The 13,486-nt window shown below is 59.7% G+C and carries 13 protein-coding genes; 5 read left to right on the forward strand and 8 right to left on the reverse strand.

Features of this window, described 5'->3' with window-relative positions; all coding sequences use genetic code 11:
* Positions 1-722 (reverse strand): pyridoxal-phosphate dependent enzyme (locus ALO43_RS16865; protein ID WP_117144565.1); only part of this gene is annotated, 722 nt, incomplete at its 3' end.
* 166 nt (positions 723-888) lie between these two features.
* Here ALO43_RS16865 and rpiA point away from each other — a divergent pair.
* Complete coding sequence (rpiA, locus tag ALO43_RS16870) at positions 889-1,560, forward strand: ribose-5-phosphate isomerase RpiA (protein WP_005896165.1); 672 nt, start codon at positions 889-891, stop codon at positions 1,558-1,560.
* A 45-nt stretch (positions 1,561-1,605) separates the two neighbouring features.
* On the opposite strand, the gene ALO43_RS16875 is transcribed toward rpiA, so the two are convergent.
* The 4 genes from ALO43_RS16875 to ALO43_RS16890 all read right to left on the reverse strand — a co-directional run bounded on the left by ALO43_RS16875 (position 1,606) and on the right by ALO43_RS16890 (position 5,892).
* Positions 1,606-2,511, reverse strand: coding sequence for an SdiA-regulated domain-containing protein (locus tag ALO43_RS16875; protein ID WP_024670420.1), 906 nt, complete (start codon positions 2,509-2,511; stop codon positions 1,606-1,608).
* Between the two features lie 124 nt (positions 2,512-2,635).
* Positions 2,636-3,568: an SdiA-regulated domain-containing protein gene (locus ALO43_RS16880; protein ID WP_005896161.1), complete on the reverse strand. Its 933-nt coding sequence runs from the start codon at positions 3,566-3,568 to the stop codon at positions 2,636-2,638.
* A gap of 195 nt (positions 3,569-3,763) precedes the next feature.
* Positions 3,764-4,429, reverse strand: a complete 666-nt coding sequence (locus ALO43_RS16885; protein ID WP_024670419.1) for a fumarylacetoacetate hydrolase family protein — start codon at positions 4,427-4,429, stop codon at positions 3,764-3,766.
* Positions 4,430-4,497: 68 nt separating this feature from the next.
* Positions 4,498-5,892 (reverse strand): FAD-binding oxidoreductase, encoded by a 1,395-nt coding sequence (locus ALO43_RS16890; protein WP_054997838.1) that lies wholly within the window; start codon positions 5,890-5,892, stop codon positions 4,498-4,500.
* Positions 5,893-6,049: 157 nt separating this feature from the next.
* On the opposite strand from ALO43_RS16890, the gene serA reads away from it, so the two are divergent.
* Complete coding sequence (serA, locus tag ALO43_RS16895) at positions 6,050-7,279, forward strand: phosphoglycerate dehydrogenase (RefSeq protein WP_005896155.1); 1,230 nt, start codon at positions 6,050-6,052, stop codon at positions 7,277-7,279.
* A gap of 183 nt (positions 7,280-7,462) precedes the next feature.
* On the opposite strand, the gene ALO43_RS16900 is transcribed toward serA, so the two are convergent.
* Both ALO43_RS16900 and ALO43_RS16905 read right to left on the reverse strand, forming a co-directional pair.
* Positions 7,463-7,900 (reverse strand): DUF4399 domain-containing protein, encoded by a 438-nt coding sequence (locus ALO43_RS16900; protein ID WP_005888892.1) that lies wholly within the window; start codon positions 7,898-7,900, stop codon positions 7,463-7,465.
* Between the two features lie 137 nt (positions 7,901-8,037).
* Entirely contained in the window at positions 8,038-8,673 is a 636-nt protein-coding gene (locus ALO43_RS16905) for a 2OG-Fe(II) oxygenase (RefSeq protein ID WP_024670418.1), read from the reverse strand.
* A 141-nt stretch (positions 8,674-8,814) separates the two neighbouring features.
* On the opposite strand from ALO43_RS16905, the gene ALO43_RS16910 reads away from it, so the two are divergent.
* Both ALO43_RS16910 and ALO43_RS16915 read left to right on the forward strand, forming a co-directional pair.
* Positions 8,815-9,573: a DUF2059 domain-containing protein gene (locus tag ALO43_RS16910; protein WP_053479528.1), complete on the forward strand. Its 759-nt coding sequence runs from the start codon at positions 8,815-8,817 to the stop codon at positions 9,571-9,573.
* Between the two features lie 50 nt (positions 9,574-9,623).
* Complete coding sequence (locus ALO43_RS16915) at positions 9,624-9,815, forward strand: hypothetical protein (protein WP_024670417.1); 192 nt, start codon at positions 9,624-9,626, stop codon at positions 9,813-9,815.
* Here ALO43_RS16915 and bipL read toward each other — a convergent pair.
* Positions 9,812-10,753, reverse strand: coding sequence for a phospholipase BipL (gene bipL, locus ALO43_RS16920; RefSeq protein WP_005896147.1), 942 nt, complete (start codon positions 10,751-10,753; stop codon positions 9,812-9,814). The two genes, ALO43_RS16915 and bipL, sit on opposite strands and share 4 nt — an antisense overlap.
* A 276-nt stretch (positions 10,754-11,029) precedes the next feature.
* On the opposite strand from bipL, the gene ALO43_RS16925 reads away from it, so the two are divergent.
* Positions 11,030-13,417, forward strand: a complete 2,388-nt coding sequence (locus ALO43_RS16925) for a penicillin acylase family protein (protein ID WP_054997839.1) — start codon at positions 11,030-11,032, stop codon at positions 13,415-13,417.
* Positions 13,418-13,486 lie beyond the last annotated feature (69 nt).

Here is a 13,486-nt window from a genome sequence, read left to right on the forward strand (position 1 = left end):
GTGTGATAACCGATCTGCGCCACTGCCACGCCATCGGCAAACAAGCCGACCTGGCTCAGCACCACGCGCTCGCCAGCCGCCATCGCCGCCTGCAGGCAGTTGGAGTCGTCCGGCTCGACGCCGATCACCCTGATTTCCGGGCGCAGGTACTTCACGTAAGCCGCGATTCCCGCGATCAGACCGCCGCCGCCCACCGGCACGAAAATCGCGTCCAGCTGGCCCGGTTGCTGGCGAAGAATCTCCATCGCCACTGTGCCTTGCCCGGCAATGGTGTCGGGGTCGTCGTACGGGTGGATGTACACAAAACCCTGTTCATCGACCAGTTTCAGCGAATAGGCCAGCGCTTCAGGGAAGGAATCGCCGTGCAACACCACAGTGGCACCGCGCGAGCGCACGCCTTCGACCTTGATTTCCGGCGTGGTGCGCGGCATGACGATGGTGGCCAGAATGCCCAGTTCGCGTGCCGCCAGCGCAAGGCCTTGCGCATGGTTGCCCGCCGAGGCCGTGACTACGCCGCGTGCCGTTTCTTCTGCGCTCAGTTGCGCCAGCTTGTTGTACGCGCCACGAATCTTGAAAGAGAACACTGGCTGCAGGTCCTCGCGCTTGAGCAGCACCTGATTGTTCAGCCGCTCGGACAGCTGGCGAGCGCCTTGCAGCGGCGTTTCGATGGCAACGTCGTAGACGCGGGAGGTGAGGATCTTCTTGACGTACTGTTCAAGCATCGGGGCGGCATCACTGACGAAGCGGGCAAGGCCGGGAAGTCTACCCTGCGTACCCGAGGACGACCACACGAATGACGGGGCTTTACAGCGCAGTCACCGCTATAATGTGGGCCTTTTTGCTCATCCCTACCTCTTATCTACTTACATCAGGCATCGTGGAGCCCGCATGACCCAGGATCAACTCAAACAGGCAGTCGCCCAAGCCGCTGTCGACTTCATCCTTCCAAAGCTCGACGACAAAAGTATCGTGGGCGTCGGCACCGGCTCCACGGCCAACTGCTTCATCGATGCGCTGGCAAAGCACAAGGCAGCGTTCGACGGCGCGGTTGCGAGCTCGGAAGCCACCGCTGCGCGCCTCAAGGGCCATGGTATTCCGGTTTATGAACTGAACACCGTGAGTGATCTGGAGTTCTACGTCGACGGTGCCGATGAGAGCGATGAGCATCTGAACCTGATCAAGGGCGGCGGCGCGGCGCTGACTCGCGAGAAAATTGTCGCGGCGGTGGCCAAAACCTTCATCTGCATCGCCGATGGCAGCAAGCTGGTGCCAGTGCTGGGCGCATTCCCGCTGCCGGTCGAAGTCATTCCGATGGCCCGCAGCCACGTCGCTCGGCAACTGGTGAAACTGGGCGGTGATCCGGTTTACCGGGAAGGCGTGCTGACTGACAATGGCAATATCATCATCGACGTCCACAACATGAGCATTACCAACCCGGTGGAGCTGGAAGCCAGCATCAATGCCATCGTCGGCGTGGTCACCAACGGTCTGTTCGCAGCCCGTCCAGCAGACTTGTTGCTGCTGGGCACCGATGAAGGCGTGAAGACCCTGAAGCGCTGATACACCCGGCCATGCCCACGCAAGGTGGGCATGGCCGGCAGCGGCTCAGGGCTTGCGAAAAACGTAAAAAAGGTTCGGCTCGCTCACCAGGTACAACGTCCCTTCCGCGTCCATCGCCATACCCTCTGCCTGCGGCACACCTTTGCTCAGCCCCATCGAGCCTTTTGCCAGCGAGCCGCTGCCAATCGGATGCCCACTGGTGTCGAGTTCCAGAATACGCTTCGATTCATCGGACAATGCCAGCAGGTGGCCGCTGGTCTCGTCGAATTGCAGGCTGGACAGATCACGCACGGACAACCGGCCATCGCGCTTGCTGTTGGAAATTACCTGGAGATCGCCGGGGGCGTCGTGGTTGGTCTTTGGAAAGCCGCGCACCTCGATGATCTGCACCGGGTCGCGTTCTCTGGCAACGAACAGGCGCTTGCCCACAGAGTCATAGGCCAGCCCCTCGTAACCTTTGTTGCCGCCCGCGTTGATCCCCAGCGTCAGTTGCTCGGCGTCGGCGGCGTTGAGGCTTTTTGTGTTGTCATCGACGTGAATCTGAATCAGCCGCAGCCGACGCTCGTCGCTGATGACATACAGGCCGGGGCTAATGTATTCAACAGCTTCAGCATCGCCAAAGCCCACCAACGGAATGCGCCGCAGCACGCGGCCATCGAGGCTCAGCTCGACCAGCTCGGCATTCTGGTTGGTCACTGTGAACAGGCTCTTGCGGTCCGGGTCGTAACTGAGACCCGAAACATCATCTTCCAGCCCTGTAATAACCTGCCCTTCTGTCACGACGCGATACTGATCAAGGCCAATGGCCTGAAGCGATTCGGATTGCCAGAACATTTGCCAGTCGAACAGGGCGCTCTCTACGTAGCGATACCGTTGATTGGCGAGCATGAATATCGCAACCAGCGGCACAAGCGCGAGGAGCAGGAGTAAAGAGCGGGTAGAACGGCGCATTCGGGTGACTCGGACGGATTGGGCGGGCGGACTTGATACCACGCCATTCTGAAAGCAAGCTTAATGGCACGGTGCTATTTGTTTGCCGATCATATATCGGCCATCTTTTATCTGCCGTCCTGGCTCAGTGCTTGCGAAACGAATAAAACAGGTTTGGCTCGCTCACCATGTACAGCGTCCCGGCCTCGTCCAGGGCCACCCCTTCTGCTCGGGGGATCGTGTCCTTGAGCCCATTCATGCCGCCCAGCAGGGTCATGAAGCTCACCTGCTCGCCTTGCTCGTCCACTTCCAGCAGCAAATGAGAGTCTGCCGAAAGCGCCAGCATGTGCCCGGTACGCGGGTCGATGCTCAACGAGGACAAGTTGCGCATGTCCAGCGAACGGCTGGGAAGCTTCTGCTTGTCGCCTTGCAGTACATCACTGCCGTTACTTTTCCAGGTGTACAGGGCAGGTGGCCGCTCTTCACCCAATATCAATTGCTGACGAAGAGGATCCCAGGCAATGCCCTCGAAACCCTTGTTCTGATTATCCGATTTGCCCAGCTCGTACTGAGGGAAATCCGCGATATTGAGGGTCTTGGTATCTGCCGAGACCTTCACGACGGTCAGCTTGTGCTGCCGCTCATCGGTGATGGCAATCAGGCCATCGTTCATGACCGCAACACCTTCCGGATTGCTCCAGCCCACCAACGGGATCTTGCGCAGAACGTCGCCTGTGAGCGTCAATTCGACCAGAAATGCGTTCTTGCCCATGACTGCGAACAGCGTTTTGCTCACCGGGTTGTAGGACAGGTCCGATGCTTCGTCCTTTTCCATGCCCGGCAACGCCTTGGCATCGATGTCCACGTGATAGTCCGGCAGCCAGATACTGGCGTGGCGGCCGGCCTTGGTCTCGAAGCGCTCCTGAAACCAGAGCAGCGCACGGTCATCCCAATGCATCGCAAATGCCAGGCCATACCCCATCAGGGCAACCAGCAACAGCCATGAATACCAGCGCATGTTTCGAACGAAAGCGAAGCGTTTTTCGGCGCGAGGCGGCGTTTGGGCAGGAATGGCCATTAACGTGTTCCTGAGCAGATGAGATGTCGTGACGAATGTGAGCCGGCGAGTTCATGCCAGCGAAGCTCGGCGGGATTATCCAGACCAGGCGTGAAAAAAACGCAAAACCGCAGGAACTATCAACTACCGGGTAAACAAAAGCCACCCGGGAATGACCCCGCGTGGCGTTGGCTGAAACGTCAGGCGGCTGTTCGCTTAGCGAACGACGCTGCTGAACGGCGTTTGCCCGACCAGCTCCAGAACGATTTCATCACCGGCTTGAAACGGGCCGACACCCGCAGGCGTGCCTGTCATGATGATGTCACCGGCCTGCAGCGAAAAGTTGGTCGCCATGTGCTGGATCATCGGCACGATAGGGTTGAGCATCAGGCTGCTGTTGCCATCCTGCACGACCTTGCCGTTGATGGTCAGGCGAATGCCGATATCGGTGAGGTCGGTAAAGGTGCCCGCCGGAACGAATGGCGGAATCACTGCGGCGCCGTCGAAACACTTGGCCAGTTCCCAAGGCAGACCTTTCTCGCGCAGACGCGACTGGACGTCACGCAGAGTAAGGTCCAGCCCCGGTGCGAAACCGCTGATTGCGTCCAGCACTTCTTCACGGGACGGATTCTTGCTCAGAGGCTTGCCGATCAGTACCACGATTTCGGCCTCGTAATGCACTGAACCGCGATCTGCCGGTATAGCGAACCCGCCTTCCAGCGCAACCACCGCACTGCCCGGCTTCATGAACAGCAACGGCTCGGCAGGCACCGGGTTGCCCAGTTCCTTGGCATGCTCGGCGTAGTTGCGACCGATGCATACCACTTTGCCCAGCGGAAAGTGAATGCTCGTTCCATCAACATATTTGTGCTGGTAGCTCATGACGTCTCCTGAGTCTGATTAGTGTGGCGTGGCAGTGTTGGCGTGGCGATGCACGGTACGACAGGAACTCAGACCGCGAATATTTTTCCGGGGTTCATGATGCCGTTCGGGTCGAAGACCGCCTTAAGCGCCTTCATGTATTCGATTTCGACCGGCGAACGACTGTACGTCAGGTAGTCACGCTTGGTCATCCCTACCCCGTGTTCGGCAGAAATCGAGCCGTTGTACTTCTCTACGGTTTCGAACACCCACTTGTTGACCCGCGCGCACTTGACGAAGAACTCGTCCTTGTCGAGATTTTCGGGCTTGAGGATGTTCAGGTGCAGGTTGCCGTCGCCGATATGGCCGTACCACAGCACTTCGAAGTCAGGGTAATGCTCGGCTACGATGGCGTCGATTTCCGCCAGGAACTCCGGCACTTTCGAGACCGTGACCGAGATGTCGTTTTTATAGGGTGTGAAGTGCGAGATGGTTTCGGAGATGTATTCGCGCAACTTCCACAGGTTGCGCAACTGCTGCTCGCTCTGACTCATCACGCCGTCAAGCACCCAGCCCTGATCGACGCAGTGTTCGAAGGTTGCCAGCGCCTGATCAGCGAGGTCTTCAGTGGTCGCTTCGAACTCCAGCAGCACATAGAACGGGCATGGCGTATCAAAAGGTGACGGCACATCACCTCGGGCCATGACCCGGGCGAAGGACTTGTCGGAGAAAAACTCGAAGGCGGTCAGATCAAGCTTGCCGTGGAAGGCGTGCAGCACGGGCATGATCGAGTTGAAGTCAGAGGTGCCCAACACCATCGCGGTAAGATTTTTCGGCGCCCGATCCAGACGCATGGTGGCCTCGACCACAAAGCCCAGTGTGCCCTCGGCGCCAATGAACAGCTGTCGCAGGTCGTAACCGGTGGCGTTCTTGATCAGGTCCTTGTTGAGTTCCAGCAGGTCGCCCTTGCCAGTGACCACCTTGAGGCCAGCCACCCAATTGCGGGTCATGCCGTAGCGAATGACCTTGATCCCGCCTGCATTGGTGCCGATATTACCGCCGATCTGACTGGACCCCGACGAAGCGAAGTCCACCGGGTAATAGAGGCCGCTTTCTTCGGCCAGTGCCTGCAACTGACGCGTGATCACGCCTGGCTGGCAGACTGCCGTGCGGTCAGTGAGGTTCAGCTCCAACACCTGATTCATGTAATCGAACGACACCACCACTTCGCCATTGGTTGCCACTGCTGCCGCAGACAACCCGGTGCGTCCACCTGACGGCACCAGCGCCACGCGTCGCTCATTGGCCCAGCGCACGATGGCCTGGACCTGTTCGGTAGTCTTGGGGAACACGATGGCCAGCGGCGCAGGGGTAAACTGCTTGGTCCAGTCCTTGCCGTAGGTTTCCAGAGAACCGCTGTCAGTCAGCACTTTGCCGGGGTCGACCAGGGTCTTGAGCTCATCAATCAAAGCGGGATCGGTCATGGACTCAACTCTCGAACAATTCATGGGCATCCTGAGAACGGTTCACGTTCTGGAATGGGGTTTAGCGGGGCTCGTATGCTAGCATATGCCCCCCGCGAATCGTGCCCAGCGCCGATCCGGCCCCCTGCCATTTTCTCCGGGACACAGGTTTACGCAGATGAGCAAGACTTCCCTCGACAAGAGCAAGATCAAGTTCCTTCTTCTCGAAGGCGTTCATCAATCCGCTGTCGATGTCCTCAAGGCAGCCGGCTACACCAGCATCGAGTACCACACCAAGTCTCTGCCGGAAGCCGAACTGAAGGAAAAGATCGCCGACGCTCATTTCATCGGTATCCGCTCCCGCACCCAGTTGACCGAAGAGCTGTTCGATTGCGCCAAGAAGCTGGTCGCGGTCGGCTGCTTCTGCATCGGCACCAACCAGGTTGATCTGAACGCAGCGCGCGAGCGCGGTATCGCAGTATTCAACGCGCCCTACTCCAATACTCGTTCGGTCGCCGAACTGGTGCTGGCCGAGGCGATCCTGCTGCTGCGCGGTATCCCCGAGAAGAACGCCTCCTGCCACCGAGGCGGCTGGATCAAGAGCGCGGCCAACTCTTTCGAGATCCGCGGCAAGAAGCTGGGCATCATCGGCTACGGCTCGATCGGTACCCAGCTGTCGGTACTGGCTGAGGGCCTGGGCATGCAGGTCTACTTTTACGACACGCTGACCAAGCTGCCACTGGGCAACGCCACTCAGGTGTCCAGCCTGACCGAGCTGCTGGGCATGTCCGACATCGTGACCCTGCACGTTCCGGAAACCACAGAAACCCAGTGGATGATCGGCGAGAAAGAAATCCGCGCGATGAAAAAGGGCAGCATCCTGATCAACGCCGCTCGCGGCACAGTCGTCGAGCTGGACGCCCTGGCCGACGCGATCAAGGACAAGCACCTGATCGGCGCTGCCATCGACGTATTCCCGGTCGAGCCGCGCTCGAACGACGACATCTTCGAAAGCCCGCTGCGTGGCCTGGACAATGTGATCCTGACCCCGCACATCGGTGGCTCGACGGCTGAAGCACAGGCCAACATCGGTCTGGAAGTTGCGGAAAAACTGGTCAAGTACAGCGACAACGGTACGTCGGTGTCCTCGGTCAACTTCCCGGAAGTAGCCCTGCCTGCCCACCCTGGCAAGCACCGCCTGCTGCACATTCACGAAAACATCCCGGGCGTGCTCAGCGAGATCAATAAGGTCTTCGCCGAAAACGGCATCAACATCTCTGGTCAGTTTTTGCAGACCAACGAGAAAGTCGGTTACGTGGTCATCGACGTCGACGCCGAATACTCCGACCTGGCGCAGGCCAAGCTGCAACAGATCAAAGGCACCATCCGCAGCCGCGTGTTGTTCTGATCCGATCGCGCTGATCAGCGAGCCCATGCCATGCGTGGGCTCGCCTTCTGGCTGTGACATCCCCTCTCAAAACCAGACGCAGAGCGTCCAGAACGGCATTCCCATGCTGGAGCATGGGCACGGTAGTGTGGCCGGACCAGAGCGCCGTTCGTGACGCTCTGCGTCACACCTACGCTGACAGCCCTACTTCACATTGATGGTGATCTTTTTCGACTCGACCGGCGGGTTCAGAGGCATGTGGCCTTTGTCGCCCATCATCAATTGCAGGGTGTGCTGGCCTGGCGGCAGGTTGATTTCGGTTTCGGTCTGGCCTTTGCCGAAGTGACGTACGTTGTCGCTGACCGGCAACGGAGCGTCCAGTGCAGGCTGGTTTTTGACGTCGATCAGCAGATGATGGTGACCGGTGTCAGGAACATCCACACCCGCAGGCGCAACGCCCATGCCCTTGAGACCGAATTGCACGGTAAACGGAGAGGTGACGGTTTCACCATCCTTGGGCGAGATAATGTACACCTCAGCACCTTCGGGTGATGCAGTGCGCGGCATGTCGGCGGCGCTGACCAGCATGGATGCGCTCAGCAACAGGCCCGCCACTGCCGTTCCAGAAAATAAGGATTTCATGATTGCTCCAGATCCAGTTGACGTAAGTCCGACCCTGCACACGACGATCCGTCGTCTCAGGAATGCTCACGATAGACCGCCGCAGGGCTCAATGGCTCACTGCATTCATGAAACAGTTTTCATGAGGCATAACGGCATTACTGGAACAGCTCGTTACCGCGACGCCGGAACCAGCCGGTCAATGAAAGCCGGTCGCGGGTTGCAGGCATGACTTCGTGGGGGATATCGCCGGACAGGAAGACCACCAGACAGCCGCCCGTGGGCTGGACGTCATACGCCAGGTCATCCTTGAGGTACATACGCAACTGACCGCCATGCTCCGGCAGCCAGGCGTTATTAAGGTAAAGCACTGCGGACACCACGCGCTTGTCATCGTCGCGAAAGCGGTCCACATGCCTTAAATAGAAGGCCCCCGGCGGGTATAAGGCAAAGTGGCTTTCGTAATCATCGAGCCCCAGAAACAGCCCGCGGTTGAGCGCCTCGCGCAAGCTGTCCATCAACTCCAGATAGCTGTCGCAGCACTGCACCTGACCGGCTTCCAGCCACTGAATGCGATCACCACGGATACCTTCGCGCACTTCCAGTGCCGGCCCCTTGCCGACGCCGGCAGGCTCAAGTTCGCCTTCGGCAGCGCGCTTGCGGCACTCCTGCTCCAGCTCGAGGGTCAGAGCTTCGGGCAGGAAAATATTCTGCTGCGACCAGCCATTGGCGGCCAGGTCGTCGACGATTCGCAACAGCAATGGGTGGTCAGAGGGTATGCGCATGGCGTGCATAGTATCCATAAGCCCTGAAATCCGACAGTGGCGTTTAGGTATGCCATCAAAGGCGTGAGATTTCATTCGCCGAGGGCAGTCATAACTCGACAAATCCACGCGAACACCCGGAGAATAGCGGCCTGCCGACAGGAGTCCCCAATGCGTCGTTTGTTTGTTTTGCTGTTGATGTTCTGCACCGTACCTGCCTGGGCAGACAACTACGATCAGTTGTACAAGGCTGCAGGCTGGCCGGACCAGCGCGCGCATTTCAACGATGCCCTCAAGGCTGCGCAACAGCGCTACAGCAACAACCTGCCGCCTGCGGTTTATCAAGCACTGGTGAATAACAGCAATCAGCGTTTCGCCCCACAGGCCATGGATCAACGTGCCGCGAAACGTCTGCGTGAAAGCCTCAAGGACCCGGCCCCTGCGCTGCAATTCTTTCAATCGCCGCTGGGACGCAAGATCGTCAATGCCGAGCTGACCGCAACCCGCGCCGATCAGTTGGCCAAACACGCGCAGGGCCTGCCTCACATTCAGGCGGACGCCACACGTCAATTGCTGATCGGCCATCTCGCCCAGGCACTGCCCGCCAAGCAGGCCGGTGCCGAAGTCAGCCTCGCCATCGCGGGCGTTGCAGCCGACAGCCTGAGCCAGATGATCCCCGGCCTGCTGGGCGGCGGTCAGGCGCAGGGCATGCTGGAGGGCCAGCGCGAACGTCTGATGGCGCAGATCAGCGCCGACTTGAACAACACGCTGCTGTACGTCTACCGCGACCTGTCAGACCCGGAGCTTGAAGAGTTCTCGACCTTCGCAGAGTCGCCGGAAGGCAAAGCCTACTATCAGGCTGCGCTGGACGCGATTCGCGCAGGGCTGGCCGTCGGGCAAAGTGCGTCGAGTTTGAACCCCGGACAATGAACCCGGCTCAGGCCAGCGTGCGCCTGAGGCCAAAGGAATGGACGCACTTTATGAAAGACTCTATCGCCCTGCTCGTCACTGCGGTCGTCATGGCGTTTTTCGCCTGGCTGTTCTGGAGCACTCTGGGGCCGGATGCTTTTGTTGTTCTCGGATCGCTGATGGTGGTCGTGCTATGCACTGACAATTTCCGCCTGCGTCGCCAGGTGAAGGCGTTACAGGCTGGCGCGGCTAAAAAAGCTTAAGCCATGCGCGCGGAAAGAAAGTCCAGATACCGCTCGCGCATTTCCGGCGTTTCGTTGGCCAAATGATGCCGGGCATGGCCGAGCATGAGGATTTGCGGCTGACTGAATTTATCTTTCAGGACCGTCAGGTTATGCGACCAGTCGACGGTCATGTCTGCCTCGCCTTGAATGATGATCGGACTGCGTCGGCTGCGGGGCGCGCGTTCGATGCGCGTGATCCACTTCGCCAGCGCACCGACCCATGCGGTCGGCAAGCGATTGGGCTGCAACGGGTCTGCCAGCAGAAAAGGCAGAAAAGCCGGGGCGTTGGAGTTTTCCGTGAAGCGCCGGGCGATACCCTTCACAAACGGCCTGAGTGCGTGATAACTCAGGCGCGACCAGCCCCAGGCGCGCGGCCGAACCAGCGGAGCCAGCAGAATGACCTCGCCCTGTGCCGGGGAGTCAGCGCCCTGATGCAGCAGGTGGTCGATCACAATTGCGCCGCCCATGCTTTGCCCACACAGGTGCCAGGGCTGCGGCAGCCGCAGGCCCTCGGCTTCCAGCAGCAGGCGCTGCAAGACGGTCTGGTACTCGGAAAAATCACGAATGCTGGCACGACTGCCACTAGACAACCCGTGCCCCGGCAAGTCGCAGGAGATCACCGCAAACCCTTGGGCCAGCGCCCACTCGACCACATGTCGGTACAGCCCCATGTGGTCATAGAAACCGTGGAACAGGAACAGCGTCGCCACCGGACTTTCCGGCAACCACACCTGCCCGACAACCTCGTACCCGTCGACGTCGAGACGCCCCAGCCAGCTGCGCACGCCCTGCTCACCGCCCAGGCCGGCAAGGCCGTAGAAGCGCTGATAGGCCTGGCCGTGCATTGAAAGCGGATCAATGACGTTCAGCGGCAGCAGGCTGGCTCTCAGGTTGTCGGGGTCGAACGTGACGGACATGTATTTAGATTCCGGCGGAAGGCTCGTAAAGTTGTGTAACGATATTCTTCTGTATGCTTCGGCATGGCAAGCTGTGCCGCTGTAATCGCAGCCCTCAGGCATGAGATCAGTACGCCACTACGGGCCTGCACGATGGCGTCCAGTATCTTGATGCCTGCTTTGCACTCGATCACGGTAGGCTTTCGTGCTCTGTCCGGTCGAGCTGTGTATCAGCCTGCTGCCTGTTGCACAACCTTGACCCTCACCCACGCCTAACGCCATTTACAGAGAACCCGGATGAAACGCAGTCTCGTCATTCTTGCCATCATTATTGCCATTCTTGCTGGCGGCGCTGGCTGGTACATAAACAGCAAGCAGCCAGTCCGGGATGGCGAGATCGCCATGAGCCGTCTTCAAGCGCCCGTCACGCTGCGTTACGACGAGCGCGGCGTGCCGCATATTCACGCCGAAAACGAAGCAGACCTGTACCGCGCCTTGGGATACGCCCACGCGCAGGACCGGCTGTTCCAGATGGAAATGCTGCGCCGCCTGGCGCGTGGCGAGCTGGCGGAGATACTGGGACCGAACCTCGTCGAAACCGACAAACTGTTTCGCAGCCTGCGCATTCGTGAACATGCCGATGCCTACGTCGCTCACCAGGACAAGAACACGCCGACGTGGCAGGCGCTGGAAGCCTACATTGATGGCATAAACCAATATCAGGACAGCCACGCAAGGCCGATGGAGTTCGACGTATTGGGCATCCCCAAACGGCGCTTCACTACCGAAGACACGATGAGCATAGGTGGCTACCTGGCTTACAGCTTCGCGGCAGCGTTCAGGACCGAGCCACTGCTGACGTATGTGCGCGACCAGCTGGGTCCGCAGTACTTGAAAGTCTTCGACCTGGATTGGCACCCGGACGGCGTACTGAACTCTAAACCTGCCCTCGCCAGCGCCGACTGGAAAAGCCTGGGCGAGCTGGCCCAGATCAGCCACAAGGCGCTTGAGGACGCCGGCCTGCCGCAGTTCGAGGGCAGCAACGCCTGGGTGATCTCCGGCAACCGCACGCAAAGCGGCAAGCCGTTGTTGGCGGGCGATCCGCACATTCGTTTTTCGGTGCCTTCCATATGGTACGAGGCGCAGCTGTCAGCGCCCGGTTTCGAGCTGTACGGCCATTTTCCGGCACTCAATCCGTTCGCGTTCCTGGGGCACAACATGGACTTCGGCTGGAGCCTGACCATGTTCCAGAACGACGACGTGGACCTGATTGCGGAAAAGACCAACCCCGACAACCCGAATCAGGTCTGGTACCACGGACAATGGGTCGACATGACCCGCACCGAACAGCAAATTGCGGTCAAAGGTCAGCAGCCCGTCACCCTGTCCCTGCTTGAATCGCCGCACGGCCCCATCGTCAATAACGTGATGGGCAAGAATGCCGGCCAGACACCGATTGCCATGTGGTGGTCCTTTCTGGTGTCCGCCAACCCGGTGATGGATGGCTTCTACGAGGCCAATCGCGCTGACACACTGGAAAAAATGCGCAGCGCCGCCGAGAAGATCCAGTCGCCGGGGCTCAATATTGTCTGGGCCAATGCCAAGGGCGATATCGGCTGGTGGGCAGCGGCGCAATTGCCGATCCGTCCTGAAGGTATCAACCCGGCCTTCATTCTGGATGGCAGCACCGCGCAGGCTGATAAACTCGGTTTCTACCCGTTCAGCGCCAACCCTCAGGAAGAAAACCCGGCCCGTGGCTACATTGTGTCGGCCAACTTCCAGCCGCTGTCGCCGAGCGGGATGCAGATTCCCGGCTACTACAACCCACCTGAGCGCGGCCAGGAACTGAACCGGCAACTGAGCGATACCACCATCAAGTGGGACCTGACGGCCAGCAAGGCACTGCAATTGAGCACGCAGACCGATTACGCACCGAGCATTCTCAAGCCGTTGATTCCGGTATTGCGCAGTGTGATCAGCGACCCCGAGGAGCTGGCGCTGGTGGAACGGCTGGCAAGCTGGAAGGGTGATTACCCGGTCGACTCGGTCGGCGCCACGCTGTTCAACCAGTTCCTGTTCGATTTGACTGAAGAGACCTTTCACGACGAGCTGGGCGATGCGCTGTTTGAAACGCTGCTATCGACCCGCGCACTGGACTCCGCGCTGCCGCGACTGGCTGCCGATGCGGATTCTCCGTGGTGGAACAACCGCAATTCGCCCCACGAAGAGAGCCGCGCCAACACCGTCAAGGTGGCCTGGCGGGCCAGCGTTTCACACTTGAGGTCGCTGTACGGCACCAACCCGGACGAATGGGTATGGGGCAAGGCGCACACCCTGACTCAGGGTCACCCGCTGGGCTCGCAGCCGCCGCTGGACAGGATCTTCAACGTGGGTCCGTATGCAGCGCCAGGCACCCATGAGGTGCCGAACAACCTGTCATCGAGCATCCGCCCTGCCCCGTGGCCGGTCGGCTATGGCCCCTCGACCCGCCGCCTGATCGACTTCGCCGACCCTGCCCACAGCCTGGGAATCAACCCGGTAGGACAAAGCGGCGTGCCGTTCGACAAGCATTATTCGGATCAGGCCAAGGCATTTGTGAAGGGCGAATACATGCCTCAGCGTTTTAGCGAAGACGATGTGGCGGAGCATACGGAAGGGGTTTTACGGCTAGTGCCGGGGGAGTAGCGATCCGATCACCCTCTGCGCCGAACCCGGAAATGAGGCTTCTGCCCTTAGGGCGTGGGAGCGGACTTG

The sequence above is a fragment of the Pseudomonas tremae genome, from assembly GCF_001401155.1.
Classification (GTDB): Bacteria; Pseudomonadota; Gammaproteobacteria; order Pseudomonadales; family Pseudomonadaceae; genus Aquipseudomonas; species Aquipseudomonas tremae.